Source organism: Amycolatopsis sp. SID8362, assembly GCF_010550475.1.
GTDB classification, from domain to species: domain Bacteria; phylum Actinomycetota; class Actinomycetes; order Mycobacteriales; family Pseudonocardiaceae; genus Amycolatopsis; species Amycolatopsis eburnea.
Genome location: NZ_JAAGNB010001318.1, coordinates 1 through 13,441, shown reverse-complemented (window position 1 = coordinate 13,441; position 13,441 = coordinate 1). Strand labels below are relative to the sequence as shown.

Below are 13,441 nucleotides of genomic sequence, written 5' to 3'. Positions count from 1 at the left end.
AGGTCGTCGTGCACCGGCGGCCCCGCCTGGCGGGAACGGCCTTTCTTCCTGGCGTGCAGCGAGAAGATCTTCTGCATCGAGCAGATCCGCCACACCCGGTTCTCCGAGGCAGTGAACCCGCGGCGGGCGAGTTCGTCAGCGATGAACCGGTACCCATCGGCCGGATCGTCGGCATGGATCTCGAGCGCGGCGTTGATCAGATGCGCGTCGTCGAAGTCCCGCTGACAGACCGGGGCAGCGCACCACTGGTAGTAGGCCTGCCGGGAGATCCCCAGCACCCTGCACGTCACCGCGGCCGGCACCCGCACGGGGGCGCCGGCCGCGGCCAGTTCACGGACGAGCGGGAAGGCTATTTTCCCGGCAGATTGCCCTGCGCCAGGTAGGCCGCGGCCTTGCGCAGGACCTCGTTCTCCTGCTCCAGCAGCCGGTTGCGTTTACGCAGCTCGCGTAGCTCGGCGGACTCCTCCCGGGTCACTCCGGGCCGGGTGCCGTCCTCGACGTCGGCCGCGCGCAGCCAGTTGGCCAGGCACGATTCGGAGATCCCGAAGTCTTTGGCGACCTGCTTCAACGGGGTCTCGCCGCGACGGGCGAGGGCGACGACGTCGTCACGGAACTCGCGGGGGTAGGGCTTGGGCACGATGACATCCTTCCAGGCGAGGCCGCAGCCTCACAGGTGAGGTGTCAACCAGACCCTGGGCAGACCCGATTGCCGCATTGGTCGCGCCGATCGATGCGGGCAGGTGATCGGCTACTGCCCTGCTGGCCGCTCAGGTGGCCCGTCGGCACCGTCCAGGGAAACGGCGCGACGGGCCAGCTGTCAGGCGTAGAGGTGTTGAGTCCTCGATCCGGCGTCAGGATCGGCCGCGTAGACGTCTTCCGCGACGGTCTGCTGGCGATCAAGTGAGCTGTGGGCTCTGATCTTCTGCAAAGGTGTTGGGGAGACTAGTTCTTGTAACGGCTCTGTCGACTGGCGCGTCTTAGGGATTCTTACTCAACAGATAGATGTCGCCACTCTTTCCGGGGTTGTCTTTATCGCTATTAAAGATCACGTCGGTGTCGTTGATAAAAGTCGCATGGGGATGCCACAGTTCATTGCTTGACGTACTGTCATGCTTAAACATCGTCTGACGAGCGACCGTATTGTTCCTGGGGTTGATCACGTAATAGTAAATATAGCGATCCGAGGGTCCTCCATCCCCTTGAATCCAGGTCCCGGACGGATTCATGGCGACATGATTGCTGTACCTCGTGAGCGGATAGTTGCTGTACCCGGCTGCTTGGATGCTGTAGGTCACGACCTTTTCCTGGGACCCCCTTGCCTCCCGTGCATTTTTTAGGACGTAGCCCGCGGCTTGCCCGTTATGCTCCCAAAATGGATGGGTTCCGTGGTCTCCCGGCTTGGTTAGAACCTTCTCCTGCTTGGTCTCAATATTTACGAGACCGATCTGGTTTCGATCATAGGTGTGGTAGAGGAGCGTATTTCCATAAACGGGGTTGATCAGTACATGGTCAACGGCGCCCTTGATCTTACGGACTTCTTCCAGGGTACTTCTTGCTGTATCGATGGTGGCTAGTGTCGAGTATCCGTTCTTGTTGTACAGGGACAATGCAAACTTGTTGCCACCTGGCCCCATGGAGAGCGAGCCCTTTATCTCGTATTGGTCGTCAACGGTATAGACCTCTTCCTCCTCGTAGGGAGCCCGCAAACTGACTTTCTTAACCGTTTGGCCCTCTCGGAAGAACACTTCTTCGGTAGCAGGCGAAATGCCGCTATGGCTCGCGTCGATGTCGTCATGGTTTGTCAGCTGCACAAATGAACCGTCCGAAAGAGACATGAGATACAGATTTTGACTGCCGTCACGATCCGACATGAACACAATCGAATTGAGTGTCGGTACGTAGGGGTTTACATCGAGATACATCTTACTGTCTGTGGCGCCAGACGTTGTGAGCTGCTTTACTTCATAATTGGGATCCAATGACGGAAGTGTCCTCCATTCCGCCGTGTACTGCCTCCCCTTTCCGGCGCGGATCGTGGAGTTGTCCGCGTAACTCGTGGAGTGCACTACTCCTATCGTGACACTTGCCACGATAAGTGAAATAAGAAGCGCCAAGGATCTAGCGTGTAAAATTCGCACAATAGTTTCCCTTGTATGAGGCGTCGGGTTCCCGTTATTGCTTCTCGGTATCTGGTTGGGGTGCTGCGGTGTCTTGTGTCTGTCGCGCTTATCAACCCCTTCATCTCTTGGGCCTGTATCAAGGGCCCCTGCCGGGACCATGGTGCAGATCAAGCGTGATGGCCGCAACCGCAACGGCTGCGCCTTCTGCGAAGTTCGGCACAACTTCCTGGCATTGAGCCCGAATGAGTTGCTGGAATCCGTCGTGACTGTGCGCGCTGGCTGGGCACGGAAAGCCGAGTTCAGCGTCTGCGGAGTCGTCCAAACGGTCGGGCTGCCGGATGATCTCGACCGAACCTGCTGTCGCCTATTCAGGCGATGTCATTTTCCGTCAGTGCGGTGCTTCGATCTTGCTTTCCAGGTGGCGTACCCGCTGGAACTCGAGAGAGGACGGTGACTCGTGCCGTATCGTCCAGCACCGTTTCCCGGCCCTGTCCGGTTCGGGTGAAGGTCGCGGTGTTCGGAGTTGGGTTGCGGGGTGGTGGGGTCGCCTTCGGCGGCAGGGTGAATACCCCGGTGGTGGAGCTGCGCGGCCCAGATCCCGGTCTGGCTCGCGTTGCGGCACGAACCGCGGCCCGGCTGCTGGCGCCGCAGCTCCCGCCACCCCAGCGGGCCACCACCGCGATGTCTGCACCCGGCACAAGGCCCGGATCGGCCCACCCGACCGGCTCGACAATCCGCAGCCGAGTCTGGAGGAACCGCCCGAGGTCGTTGCCGCGCAGCACCGGCACTTCGGCTGCTGCGCCGCCTCGGCTCGGCCGCCACCTGCGACGCGTTGCTGACCGGGTTCCTGATCTGTGTGCGACGGGTCGACCTGATGGACGTTCGAGTGCGGCGAGACCGTCGCTGTTTGGTGACCATTCGGTATTCCGGCCAGCGGAACGCTTCGGCCGGCTGCGCCGGCGTGGGCTGCGGGAACGGAGCTCCAGCTGCCACCGGTCGATCGGGCGGGCGCCGGTCTCGGGGTGGACGCTGCGGTAATGGACCTGCTCGACCCAGGAGGTGAACAACCGGTTCAGCTGCGCCAGATCCGCGATCTGCTGCGGCTCGACCTCGACCAGGAACTGGTCCCGGACGGTCCGGAACAGGCGCTCGATCTTTCCCCGGCCTTGCGGGCGGCCCCGGGGTGGAGTGGATCAGCCTTGTAGATAAGCCTTCCGGCCGCCGATTTCGGGGCTGTGCAACGCATCCCCGATCCAGAGCTCGTTCGGGGCGGTCGGCCTCGAACCGGGCGAACACCTGCGTTGTGGCCCCAACCGGCGCGGTGATCAGCTCCAGTCGCATGGAAAATGCTGGTGGATCGTGCAGCAGGACGGTCCTCGGCCCAGATGCTGCTGCAGCAGGTACTGTCCGCCGTCGGGTTGGCGCTGGGCGGCCGCGCCGGAGCGCGGGTGACCCGGCGTCTGGCCGCGTCGGTCAGCCGGATGACGCTGCTGCGCCGTGGCCTCCCCGACCCTGATCGGCGCACGCCTCGGGTCGGGGTCGACGACTTCGCGCTCCGCCGCGGCCATCATTCCGGCACGATCCTCATCAACGTCGAGACCGGGCGACCCGTCGGTGTTCTGACCCGACCGCCGACCAGGGGCACGTCTGGAACATTTTGGCCGACGCGGTCGGACGCACCGTCGCTCAGCACCGCCAGGCGCTGCCCGCGGCGTCGACTCCGCACGATGACGACGAACAGATCAATCGGAACGCGATGTGCTGGGCGGCAGGTCCGCTACGCCTGAGCAACGCACGTATCGGCGGGCAATGCGGGCCCGCGAACGACACGCTGCGGTGCACACCCTTCTCAACGAGGGACTCGGAACCGAGGAAGTCTGCCGACGCCTCGAGTTCGCCCGCGGCACCGTCCGCCGGTTCGCCCGAGCGACGACGGTCGAGGAACTGCTCACCCGCAACGGCACCGGTCGGCGTCCCGCCAACCTCGATCCGGCCGACCGGCAACGCCTCCACGCTGTCCTCGCGGCCAGCCCAGCCCTGACCGTTTTGGCCGGCTACGTCCGCGGGTTCGCCCGCATGATGTGTTCGCTGCACGGCCAGCGACTCGAGCAGTGGATGACCGCCGTCGAGGCCGTTGACATCCGCTCAACGCCGAGGTCCGCTGAGCCGGCCATGGGTCTGCCACGCAAAGAGGCGTTGTTGGCCGAACTTTCGCCGTGCCAAAGGGACGTCGCCGACCGGTCGTGCCGGCGGGTGGGTTCAGCCACAGCAGGTAAGGCGATGGGACGTGTACCCGCCCTTGGTGAAGCTGTTCGTGGCGATGGTGTCTGTCTGGATGAACTGCTGTGACGGTTTGGTGTCCGGGTCGCCTGGGGCGAAGCCGCTGTAGGTGATAGTGAGCTGGTTGCCGGTGAACTGCAGATGTTCGGCGATCAACTGATAGGGGTCGTGGTTCACGAAACCGTCGACTACCGCGTAGATCAGGGTGGGCTGTCCCTGGGCGTAGGGCTCGACGATTGCGACATCGGTGGGTGCGCCGCCGGATGCGTCCTTGCATGTGGTCAGGACTGCCGCGTATTCGGTGTGCGCGACTGCTGCTGAGCGGGCGATTTCGCGGACCAGGAGACCTTTGGCGCACGCCTTGAGACCGGGATGCGGGCCGATCAACGCCGCGTTGCGGATCTGGTCATCTGTTCCCAATGACTGATCACCGGGTGCCACTGTCGTCGTCCGTGTCTCAGTCGGCGCGGTGCCTGACGGTGTGCTGGACGGCTGGGCACCGCCGCCGGCCAGGTTCGCCTGACAGGCTGCGATGCTGGCCAGTGCGCAGGCCGCCACGGCCGCGAGAATCGTATTGCGAAAAACATGTGTGAGCACGTGAAACTCCCCAGCCGTCGTGGTGCAAGATCAGCCTGGCTACCCAGGATTCGTCGTTCGTCCTTTCGTCGAAGACCCTCGTGTTCTGTCAGACGCCCGGACGGTGCTGAGGTTGTGTATCAAGCGTTACGGGTTTACGGCCGGAACCACGACCGTCGGACAGCTCTCGCGCGTGGCTCGCAGGCGTCGCCAGGGGTGTGACGAGGCCCTGCTTTCGGTCTGGTCGGCCGTCCGAGTGCCGGCTCGGATCGCGGCGCAACCGGGGGCGCCTGCAGCAACCAAGGCCATCCGGGCTCCGCCTGGGGTGCCCGGAGGTAAAGCGCTGACGGTCCTCGTCGGCAGACTCGGTGGACGATGAGGTGGAAGCCGGCGTTGAACGCGTTCTCGATCACCTTTAGTGACCGCTGGCCGGGCGCTGAGACCTACTGACAATCACGGCCGGAAACACCGTTCTCGTTACGGCCCGCTCTGCGTGCCCTGCCTGTGCGGGGGAGCCGTGCGGGATTTGCGGGCCGGCAGGCATCGTGGTTCATCCACAGTGGATTTGCGCGCCGATCGGCCACCGAGTGACCGCGATGGCACTCTCGGTATCGCGGATCCGCTCCTGTATTCCCCAGTTCGGCGGAAATGGTCGCCGCCCTGAGCCGCGGTTCGGCGGGATTTGGTCGGAGGCGGAGCGCGTTTCTCGGCCTGGTGAACCGGAGGTCCGCGCCGGGGATGTCCGGACGGGCACAACCTTTCTGCCTGTTCGGACATGCCTGTGGCTGGTTCGCGCGCACGGCCATGTCCGCGACCCGGCCGGACGCGGGCGGGTCGGTGCTGTGATGGCCCTGGTTGTGGGGCCGTGGCTACTCGTTTCGTCGGGTGTTTCGTCCAGCGGTGGGGGCATGGTCGTGGGTGTGGGGGTCGGGGTCACGGGTTGCCGGTGTCGCTGGGTCCCCCTACAGTCCGCGCGACACTTGTGCCGCGCCAGGTGCCGGAGCTTCGCTTTCCCGGCTCGGGGCTGTGGCGGGCACCAATGAGAGGGAATAGTTTTCATGGTAACCAGGCGTGCTGTTGAAGTGCGGGTGATTACGCCATGTGGCGGTCGTGACCGTCGTGGGCTGCGTCGCGCGACTGCGAGCATATTGATGGCATCGCTGGGAGCGGGGTTCGTGGCCGCTACGGCGACTGTTGTCGGGGCGGTGCCGGCTTTTGCGGCGACGTGCACGCCGACAATGACGACGAAAACCTTCGCCTACACCGGCAGCCTGCAAAAGTTCACGGTTCCGGCCGGTGTGACCACGGTGAATATGACGGTTGCAGGCGCAACGGGGGGCGCTAACGGCGGAACCGGTGGGAGGGGGGTGATCCTCCACCTCGATGGCGTGAAGGTGTCCGGCGGCGATGTACAGGTCCTCGTCGGCGGCAGCGGCGAAGTTGGTGATGGTGGTGGTGGTGGTGGTGGTGGATCGTTCGTCTACACCGCCGCGACGCAGGCCGGGCTGCTCGCCGCGGCCGGAGGCGGAGGCGGAGGCGGAACCGGAGGCGGAACCGGCATGAAGGGGCTCGACGCCTCGACCGGTCCCGCCGGTGTCGCTTCGTTCGGAGGTGCGGGCGGCACTGACGGATCCGGAGGGGCTTCCGGCGGAGGAAACTACTACGACTACGGAAGCGGCGGCGGAGGATTGCTCGGCGCCGGCGGCAACAGCGGGCAAAGTACCGGTGGCGCGAGCATCGCCTCCGGGGGCGCCGGTGGCACCAGTAGTGCTGGCGGGGCTGGCGGTTACGGCGGCGGTGGCGGCGGCAGCGCCAACGGCGGCGGTGGCGGCGGCGGATACAGCGGAGGCGGCGGTGCCGCCGCCTCCGCTGGTGGTGGTGGAGGCGGCTCGTACAGTGTCGTGACCCCGACATCCACTGATTTCAACAGCAGCGGGAACGGGTCGGTGTCGATCAGCTACACGGCACCCAGGACCGTCTCCTTCGACAGCCAGGGCGGCAGCGCCGAGGCATCGCAAACCGTGCTGAACGGATGCACGGCCACCGAGCCCGCGGACCCGTCCCGCGCCGGCTACACGTTCAGTGGCTGGTACACCGCCGCCTCGGGCGGCACGAAATGGAACTTCTCGAAAGACACCGTGACCAGCGACACGACCCTGTACGCACAGTGGACCGCCACCAGCCCGAGCCCGAGCACTCCGGCGGGGCCGAGCGCCACTCCCGTGCAGCCGGTCTCGCACGACCAGCCGGGGCTGGCCAGTACCGGTGTCGAGATCAGCACCCTGCTGTACTGGGCATTGCCGATGCTGCTCGTCGGTGGTCTGGCCGTCGCCGCGACACGACGCCGCCGAACCCGCGACACGCGCTGACCCCAGCCGCCACCAAGCCCTCGGCGCGGGCGAACCGCGAAAGCCTGGCCTCAGGCCTTTCGCGGCTCGCCACGGTAGGTGCCGAAGGACCAGCGGTTGCCCTCCGCGTCGCGAAGGGCGAAGTCGTACGAGCCGTAGTCGGTGTGGTGTGGCTCGGTGACGATCTGCGCGCCCGCGGCTTTCGCGCGCTCGAAGATGGCGTCGATGTCATCGGTGACCACGTACGCACCCCCGGTCCCGGGCGGGATGGGCCACTGGTCGTCCGGGTTGTCCCGGACGGAGCCGAGCATGATGCCGCCGCCGGCGGGCCAGGACAGCTGGGCGTGGTGGACGACGTCGCCATCGCCGTAGACGGCGGTTTCCTCGAAGCCGATGACGTCGACGAGGAACCTGATCAACGCGCGTGCGTCGCGTGCGCGAACGGTGTGCCACACCTGCGGTGGCGGGGTCGAATCGGTCATGCCCGTCAGTCTGCCGGGGGTGTCCAGTGCCCGCCTTGGATGTTTCGGAACTCCTCGCGCAGCCAGGTTGTCGGTGAACATCCCGCGAGTGCCCGGAACTCACGGTCGAGGTGTGATTGATCGGTGTACCCGTGGTCCGCGGCGACTGCCGCGATGCCGGCGTGCGGCGCGGGTGCCAAGGCGTGCCGGGCGCGGTCGAACCGGATGACCCTGGCGGCCTGTTTCGGGGTCAGGCCGGTCTCGATCCGGAACTTCGCCTGCAGGTGGCGTGCGCTCCAGCCCGTCTCCTGCGCCAGCTCCCGGATGCCGATGCGGCCGCCGGTGCGCCGCAGCCGCCGCCACGCGTAGCGCACCTCGGCCGGCACCCGGCGATCTGGTTCGGCCAGCCCGCACAAGTGGGTTTCCAACGCCGCCAGCCGGCCGGGCCAATGCCGGCCGTCGAGCAGCCTTGAGCGGATCTCGTCAACCCGCGACGCGCCGATCACGTCCGCCGCATGACCGTCGATTCCGGCCAGCTCCCCGGCGGGAAGGCCGAACAACGCGCGGGACGCGAGCGGGTTGATCGCGACCTGGATGCCGGACTGCCGCCCGTCGTGGGCCACGACCGCGGGCGCGGTGTGCAGCCCGCCCAGCAACGCGGCGTAGCGGCTCGGGGCCCGGCGCCGATCGACCTGCTGAGCCACGACGAGGGGGTCGTCCAAGGTGAAGATCAACGTCAGGTAGGGCGAGGGAAGGCCGCGATGGCGCGCAGGCGCGACGTCGACCTGGCGGTACCCCGAGTACCACGCAACGGCCCCGCGGAGTGCCGCGCCCGGCAGCGCGCGGACGAAGTCGTCGACCGACACCCGCCCAGTATGGCCACCCATCCGGCGACGAGCGACTTCGCCGACCGGTGAACGGCCGGTTTAAGATGACGCTTAACTCGTGGTGACTGTCCGTACCGGGAAGACATAGCCTTTCCGGGGGCCGGTTGGCACGGGACGACGGAGGTGGGAATGCAGTTGCCGGCGCCGTTCGAGTACGAGCGGGCCACCAGCGTGACCGACGCCCTCGAGCTGCTCGACCGGCTGGGGGAGACCGCGCGGCTGGTGGCCGGCGGGCACAGCCTGTTGCCGATGATGAAGCTGCGGCTGGCGAACTTCGAGTACCTCGTCGACATCAACGAGCTGCGTGACGAGCTGGCCTACATCACCGTCGAGCCGGATCAGGTCCGGATCGGCGCGCTGACCCGGCATCGCGAACTGCTGGAGTCGGCCGAGCTGCCGGCGACGTTCCCGATCTTCGCCGACGCCGAATGGGTGATCGGTGACCCGCTGGTGCGCAACCGGGGCACGCTGGGTGGGTCGTTGTGCCAGGCCGATCCGTCGGAGGATCTCTCGGCGGTGTGCACGACGCTTGACGCGAGCTGCGTGATCCGCGGCCTGGACGGCGAGCGGGTGGTGTCGATGGAGGAGTTCTACGTCGGCCCGTACGCGACCGCCGTCGGCCCGGCCGAGATGCTCGTCGAGGTGCGATTTCCGGCGCGTCCCAACGGGTCCAGCGCGTTCGAGAAGGTCGACCGGCGAGCCGGGGACTGGGCAGTGGTGTCCGCGGGGGCTGCTGTGTGGCTGACCTCCGACGGCCTGATCGACGACGCCCGGGTCGGGCTCGCCGCGGTCGGCCCGAACACCACCGGCATGCCGGAGATCTCCGCCGCGCTGCGCGGGCACCCGCCGTCGGAGGAGCTGTACGCGGTGGCCGGCGAACTGGCCGCGGAGGGCTGCCGCCCGATGACCGATCAGCGGGGCAGCGCGGAGTACAAGCGCCACCTCGCCGCCGAGCTGACCCGCCGCACCCTGCGGCGGGCGGTCGCGCGCGTGGGCGGAGGGTGATCGTGCAGGTCACGATGAGGGTCAACGGCGTCGAGGTCACCGGCCGGATCGAGGGCAGGCTGCTGCTCGTGCACTTCCTGCGCGACCACCTCGGCCTGACCGGGACGCACTGGGGCTGCGACACGAGCAACTGCGGCGCGTGCGTGGTGTGGCTCGACCGTGAACCGGTCAAGTCGTGCACGGTGCTGGCCGCGATGGCCGGCGGGCACGACGTCGACACCGTCGAAGGGCTCGAGGCCGACGGCGAGCTCGATCCGGTCCAACGCGGCTTCATGGCCTGTCACGGTCTGCAGTGCGGGTTCTGCACCCCGGGCATGATGATGACCGCCCGCGCGCTGCTGGACCGCAATCCCGACCCTTCCGAGCAGGAGATCCGCCGGGCGATCGCCGGGCAGGTCTGCCGCTGCACCGGCTACGCCAGCATCGTCCGGTCGGTCCAGTGGGCGGCGGAGCAGGCGGGCACCCGGGAGCCCGGGTCGTGACCGCGGTGTTCCCGGACAACGACGGGAATCCCGTCGGGCACGGGCGGATGCTCCGCAAGGAGGACCGGCGGTTCATCCGGGGCCGCGGCCGGTTCGTCGACGACCAGCAGCTGCCCGGGATGCTGTACCTGGCGATCCTGCGGTCCCCGCTGGCCCACGCGCGCATCACCCGTGTCGACACCCTCGCCGCGGAGGCGCACCCCCAGGTCAAGCTGGTGATGACCGGCGCCGACCTGGCGGCGCGCGACCTCGCGTGGATGCCGACGCTGTCCCACGACGTGCAGGCGGTGCTGGCCACCGACAAGGTCCGCTTCCAGGGCCAGGAGGTCGCGTTCGTCGTCGCCGAGGACAGGTACGCCGCACGCGACGCGCTGGAGCTGATCGAGGTCGACTACGAGGAGCTGCCGCCGGTCGTGGACGTGCGGACCGCGCTGGCCCCGGACGCCCCGGTCGTCCGCACCGACCTGGACGGCAAGACCGACAACCTGTGCTTCGAGTGGGAGACCGGGGACGCCGCGGCCACCGAGGCGGCCTTCGCGGCCGCTGACGTCGTGGTGGTGCAGGACATGGTCTACCCGCGCGTGCACCCGGCCCCGCTGGAGACCTGCGGGGCGGTCGCCGACTACGACGCGGTCGACGAGAAGCTCACGGTCTACTCGACCACGCAGGCACCGCACCTGCACCGCACGCTGTACGCGCTGTACTCCGGCGTGCCCGAGCACAAGATCCGCGTGGTGTCCCCGGACATCGGCGGCGGCTTCGGCAACAAGGTGCCGGTCTACCCGGGCTACCTGTGCGCGATCCTCGCGTCGGTGGCGCTGGGCAAGCCGGTCAAGTGGACCGAGGACCGCTCCGAGAACCTGACCAGCACCACGTTCGCCCGCGACTACGTGATGCGGGGCGAGATCGCCGCGACCCGCGACGGGCGGATCCTCGGCCTGCGCTCGACCGTGCTGGCCGACCACGGCGCGTTCAACGGGATGGCCACGCCCACCAAGTACCCGGGCGGCTTCTACGGCGTGTTCACCGGCAGCTACGACATCGGGGCCGCCTACTGCCGGATGACGGCGGTGCACACGAACAAGGCGCCCGGCGGGGTGGCGTACGCGTGTTCGTTCCGCATCACCGAGGCGGTGTACTTCGTCGAGCGCATGGTCGACCGGCTGGCGGGCGAGCTGGACGTCGACCCGGTGGAGCTGCGGCGGCGCAACCTGATCCGCCCCGAGCAGTTCCCGTACCGGACCCGCACCGGCTGGACCTACGACTCGGGTGACTACGAGGCGACCCTGGCCGAAGCACTGCGCATCGCGGGCTACGACGAGTTGCGTCGCGAACAGGCCGAGCGGCGGGGGCGTGGTGAGCTGATGGGCATCGGGGTCTCGGTGTTCACCGAGGCCGTGGGTGCCGGGCCGCGCCGGGACATGGACATCCTCGGCCTCGGCATGGCCGACGGCTGTGAACTGCGCATCCACCCGACCGGCAAGGCCGTGGTGCGGTTGTCCGTGCAGACCCAGGGACAGGGCCACGAGACGACGTTCGCGCAGATCGTCGCCGAGGAGATCGGCATCCCGCCCGCGGACATCGAGGTCGTGCACGGCGACACCGACCAGACCCCGTTCGGCCTGGGCACCTACGGCAGCCGGTCGACGCCGGTGTCCGGGGCGGCGGCGGTGCTCGTCACGCGCGAGGTCCGGGACAAGGCACGGCTGATCGCGGCCGGGATGCTCGAAGTCGCGCCGGCGGATCTGGAGTGGGAAAAGGGTTCATTCGGTGTCGCGGGTGATCCGGGCAAGCGGGTGACGATCGCCGAGATCGCCCGGCGGGCGCACGGCGGCGAGCTGCCGCCCGGTGTGGACGGCGGGTTGGAGGCGCAGGTCACCTACGACCCGGCGAACCTCACCTTCCCCAACGGCGCCTACATCTGCGTGGTCGACGTCGACCCCGGCACCGGCGTCGTGAAGGTGCGCCGTTTCGTCGCGGTGGACGACTGCGGGACTCGGATCAACCCGATGATCGTCGAAGGCCAGGTGCACGGCGGGCTGACCGACGGCGTCGGGATGGCGCTGATGGAGATGATTTCGTTCGACGACCTGGGCAACTGCCTGGGCGCTTCGCTGATGGACTACCTGCTGCCGACCGCGCTCGAGGTGCCGGACTGGGAGACCGGATACACCGTGACGCCGTCGCCGCACCACCCGATCGGGGCGAAGGGGATCGGGGAGTCGGCCACCGTGGGCTCGCCACCGGCCGTCGTGAACGCCGTGGTGGACGCCCTCAAGCCGCTCGGCGTCCAGCACGCGGACATGCCGCTGACCCCCTCACGAGTGTGGGACGCGATGAACGGCCGCGCGGCCCCGCCGATATGACCGCCCCGTTCGCGGGCGCCGACGAGGTCCGCGCCCGCCTGGACGAGGTCGGCTACCTCGTGGACGACGGACTGGCCGCGGCCTTGCTGTTCGCGACCACGCTGGGCCGGCCCCTGCTGCTGGAGGGCGAGCCCGGCGTCGGCAAGACCACCGCGGCAAAGGCTCTGGCGGCCGTGCTCGGCACCGACCTGATCCGGCTCCAGTGCTACGAGGGCCTGACCGCGGCCGAAGCCTTGTACGAGTGGAACTACCAGCGGCAGCTGCTGGCGGTGCGGCTGGCCGAGTCCCGGTCCGCCGAGCTGACCGACGACGACCTGTTCGGCCCGGAGTTCCTGCTGGAGCGGCCGATCCTGCGCGCGGTCCGGCATCCCGGCCCGATCGCGCCGGTGCTGCTCGTCGACGAGATCGATCGTGCGGACGACGAATTCGAGGCGCTGCTGCTGGAGTTCCTGGGCGAGTCCGCGGTCACGGTCCCCGAGCTGGGGACCTTCACGGCCGAGCGCCCGCCGTTCGTCGTGCTCACCTCGAACCGCAGCCGCGACCTGCACGACGCCCTGCGCCGCCGTTGCCTGTACCACTGGATCGACTTCCCGTCGCCGGAACGGATGGTGCGGATCCTGCGCCGCGGCGACCCGGCGGCCGCCGAGCCGCTGATCGCGTCGGTGACCGCGTTCGTCGGCGAGGCGCGCCGGCTCGACCTGGACAAGCCGCCGGGACTGGCCGAAACGATCGACTGGCTCGCCGTGCTGGCCGCGGCCGGGGTGGCCGAACTCGCCCGCGACGATGTCGTGCGTTCGCTGGCCGCGCTGGCCAAGACGCCCGACGACCGCGAGACCCTCGTCGGCGCGCTCGGCCGGCTGGGCTATCCCGAGTCGGCTCGCCGTGAGTGACCGTCCGGCCCCGGCCCGGGTCGACC

The 13,441-nt window shown here is 68.0% G+C and carries 12 protein-coding genes and 1 pseudogene; 7 read left to right on the top strand and 6 right to left on the bottom strand.

The features are described 5' to 3' along the window. A pseudogene (locus tag G3I65_RS57835) lies at nt 1–637 on the bottom strand (transposase); the annotation flags it as partial. Nucleotides 638–977: 340 nt separating this feature from the next. After that, nucleotides 978–1,922 (bottom strand): hypothetical protein, encoded by a 945-nt coding sequence (locus tag G3I65_RS40475; protein WP_160700758.1) that lies wholly within the window; start codon nt 1,920–1,922, stop codon nt 978–980. A 355-nt stretch (nt 1,923–2,277) separates the two neighbouring features. Between G3I65_RS40475 and G3I65_RS40470 the strand changes: the two genes are divergently transcribed. Together G3I65_RS40470 and G3I65_RS40465 are read left to right on the top strand one after the other, a co-directional pair. Then, nucleotides 2,278–2,574, top strand: coding sequence for a hypothetical protein (locus G3I65_RS40470; RefSeq protein WP_160700757.1), 297 nt, complete (start codon nt 2,278–2,280; stop codon nt 2,572–2,574). A 583-nt stretch (nt 2,575–3,157) separates the two neighbouring features. Next, a complete protein-coding gene (locus G3I65_RS40465; RefSeq protein ID WP_160700756.1) occupies nt 3,158–3,325 on the top strand; it encodes a hypothetical protein in 168 nt (55 codons plus the stop codon). Nucleotides 3,326–3,806: 481 nt separating this feature from the next. On the opposite strand, the gene G3I65_RS40460 is transcribed toward G3I65_RS40465, so the two are convergent. After that, entirely contained in the window at nt 3,807–4,133 is a 327-nt protein-coding gene (locus G3I65_RS40460; RefSeq protein ID WP_160700755.1) for a hypothetical protein, read from the bottom strand. Between the two features lie 246 nt (nt 4,134–4,379). Next, on the bottom strand, nt 4,380–4,997 hold the full coding sequence (locus tag G3I65_RS40455) for a hypothetical protein (RefSeq protein WP_160700754.1): 618 nt from the start codon (nt 4,995–4,997) through the stop codon (nt 4,380–4,382). A gap of 1,217 nt (nt 4,998–6,214) precedes the next feature. On the opposite strand from G3I65_RS40455, the gene G3I65_RS58650 reads away from it, so the two are divergent. Further along, nucleotides 6,215–7,345 carry an InlB B-repeat-containing protein gene (locus tag G3I65_RS58650; protein ID WP_163046838.1) on the top strand — a complete coding sequence of 377 codons (1,131 nt, stop codon included), beginning with the start codon at nt 6,215–6,217 and terminating at the stop codon, nt 7,343–7,345. 50 nt (nt 7,346–7,395) lie between these two features. Here G3I65_RS58650 and G3I65_RS40445 read toward each other — a convergent pair whose 3' ends face one another. Together G3I65_RS40445 and G3I65_RS40440 are read right to left on the bottom strand one after the other, a co-directional pair. Next, entirely contained in the window at nt 7,396–7,806 is a 411-nt protein-coding gene (locus G3I65_RS40445) for a VOC family protein (protein WP_160700752.1), read from the bottom strand. Between the two features lie 5 nt (nt 7,807–7,811). Then, the gene (locus G3I65_RS40440) at nt 7,812–8,651 is read right to left on the bottom strand and encodes a helix-turn-helix domain-containing protein (RefSeq protein WP_203612648.1); all 840 of its coding nucleotides are present in this window, start codon (nt 8,649–8,651) and stop codon (nt 7,812–7,814) included. A gap of 150 nt (nt 8,652–8,801) precedes the next feature. Here G3I65_RS40440 and G3I65_RS40435 point away from each other — a divergent pair, with 150 nt between their 5' ends. Genes G3I65_RS40435 through G3I65_RS40420 form a run of 4 tightly spaced genes read left to right on the top strand, consistent with a single transcriptional unit; the run spans nt 8,802 to nt 13,415 of the window. Then, nucleotides 8,802–9,677, top strand: a complete 876-nt coding sequence (locus tag G3I65_RS40435) for a xanthine dehydrogenase family protein subunit M (RefSeq protein ID WP_160700750.1) — start codon at nt 8,802–8,804, stop codon at nt 9,675–9,677. 14 nt (nt 9,678–9,691) lie between these two features. After that, nucleotides 9,692–10,159, top strand: a complete 468-nt coding sequence (locus tag G3I65_RS40430; protein ID WP_166641180.1) for a (2Fe-2S)-binding protein — start codon at nt 9,692–9,694, stop codon at nt 10,157–10,159. Nucleotides 10,160–10,206: 47 nt separating this feature from the next. After that, nucleotides 10,207–12,525, top strand: coding sequence for an aerobic carbon-monoxide dehydrogenase large subunit (locus tag G3I65_RS40425; protein WP_160700760.1), 2,319 nt, complete (start codon nt 10,207–10,209; stop codon nt 12,523–12,525). Continuing rightward, the gene (locus G3I65_RS40420) at nt 12,522–13,415 is read left to right on the top strand and encodes a MoxR family ATPase (protein ID WP_160700748.1); all 894 of its coding nucleotides are present in this window, start codon (nt 12,522–12,524) and stop codon (nt 13,413–13,415) included. The genes G3I65_RS40425 and G3I65_RS40420 overlap by 4 nt, the downstream gene beginning before the upstream one ends. The last annotated feature ends 26 nt before the right edge of the window (nt 13,416–13,441 follow it).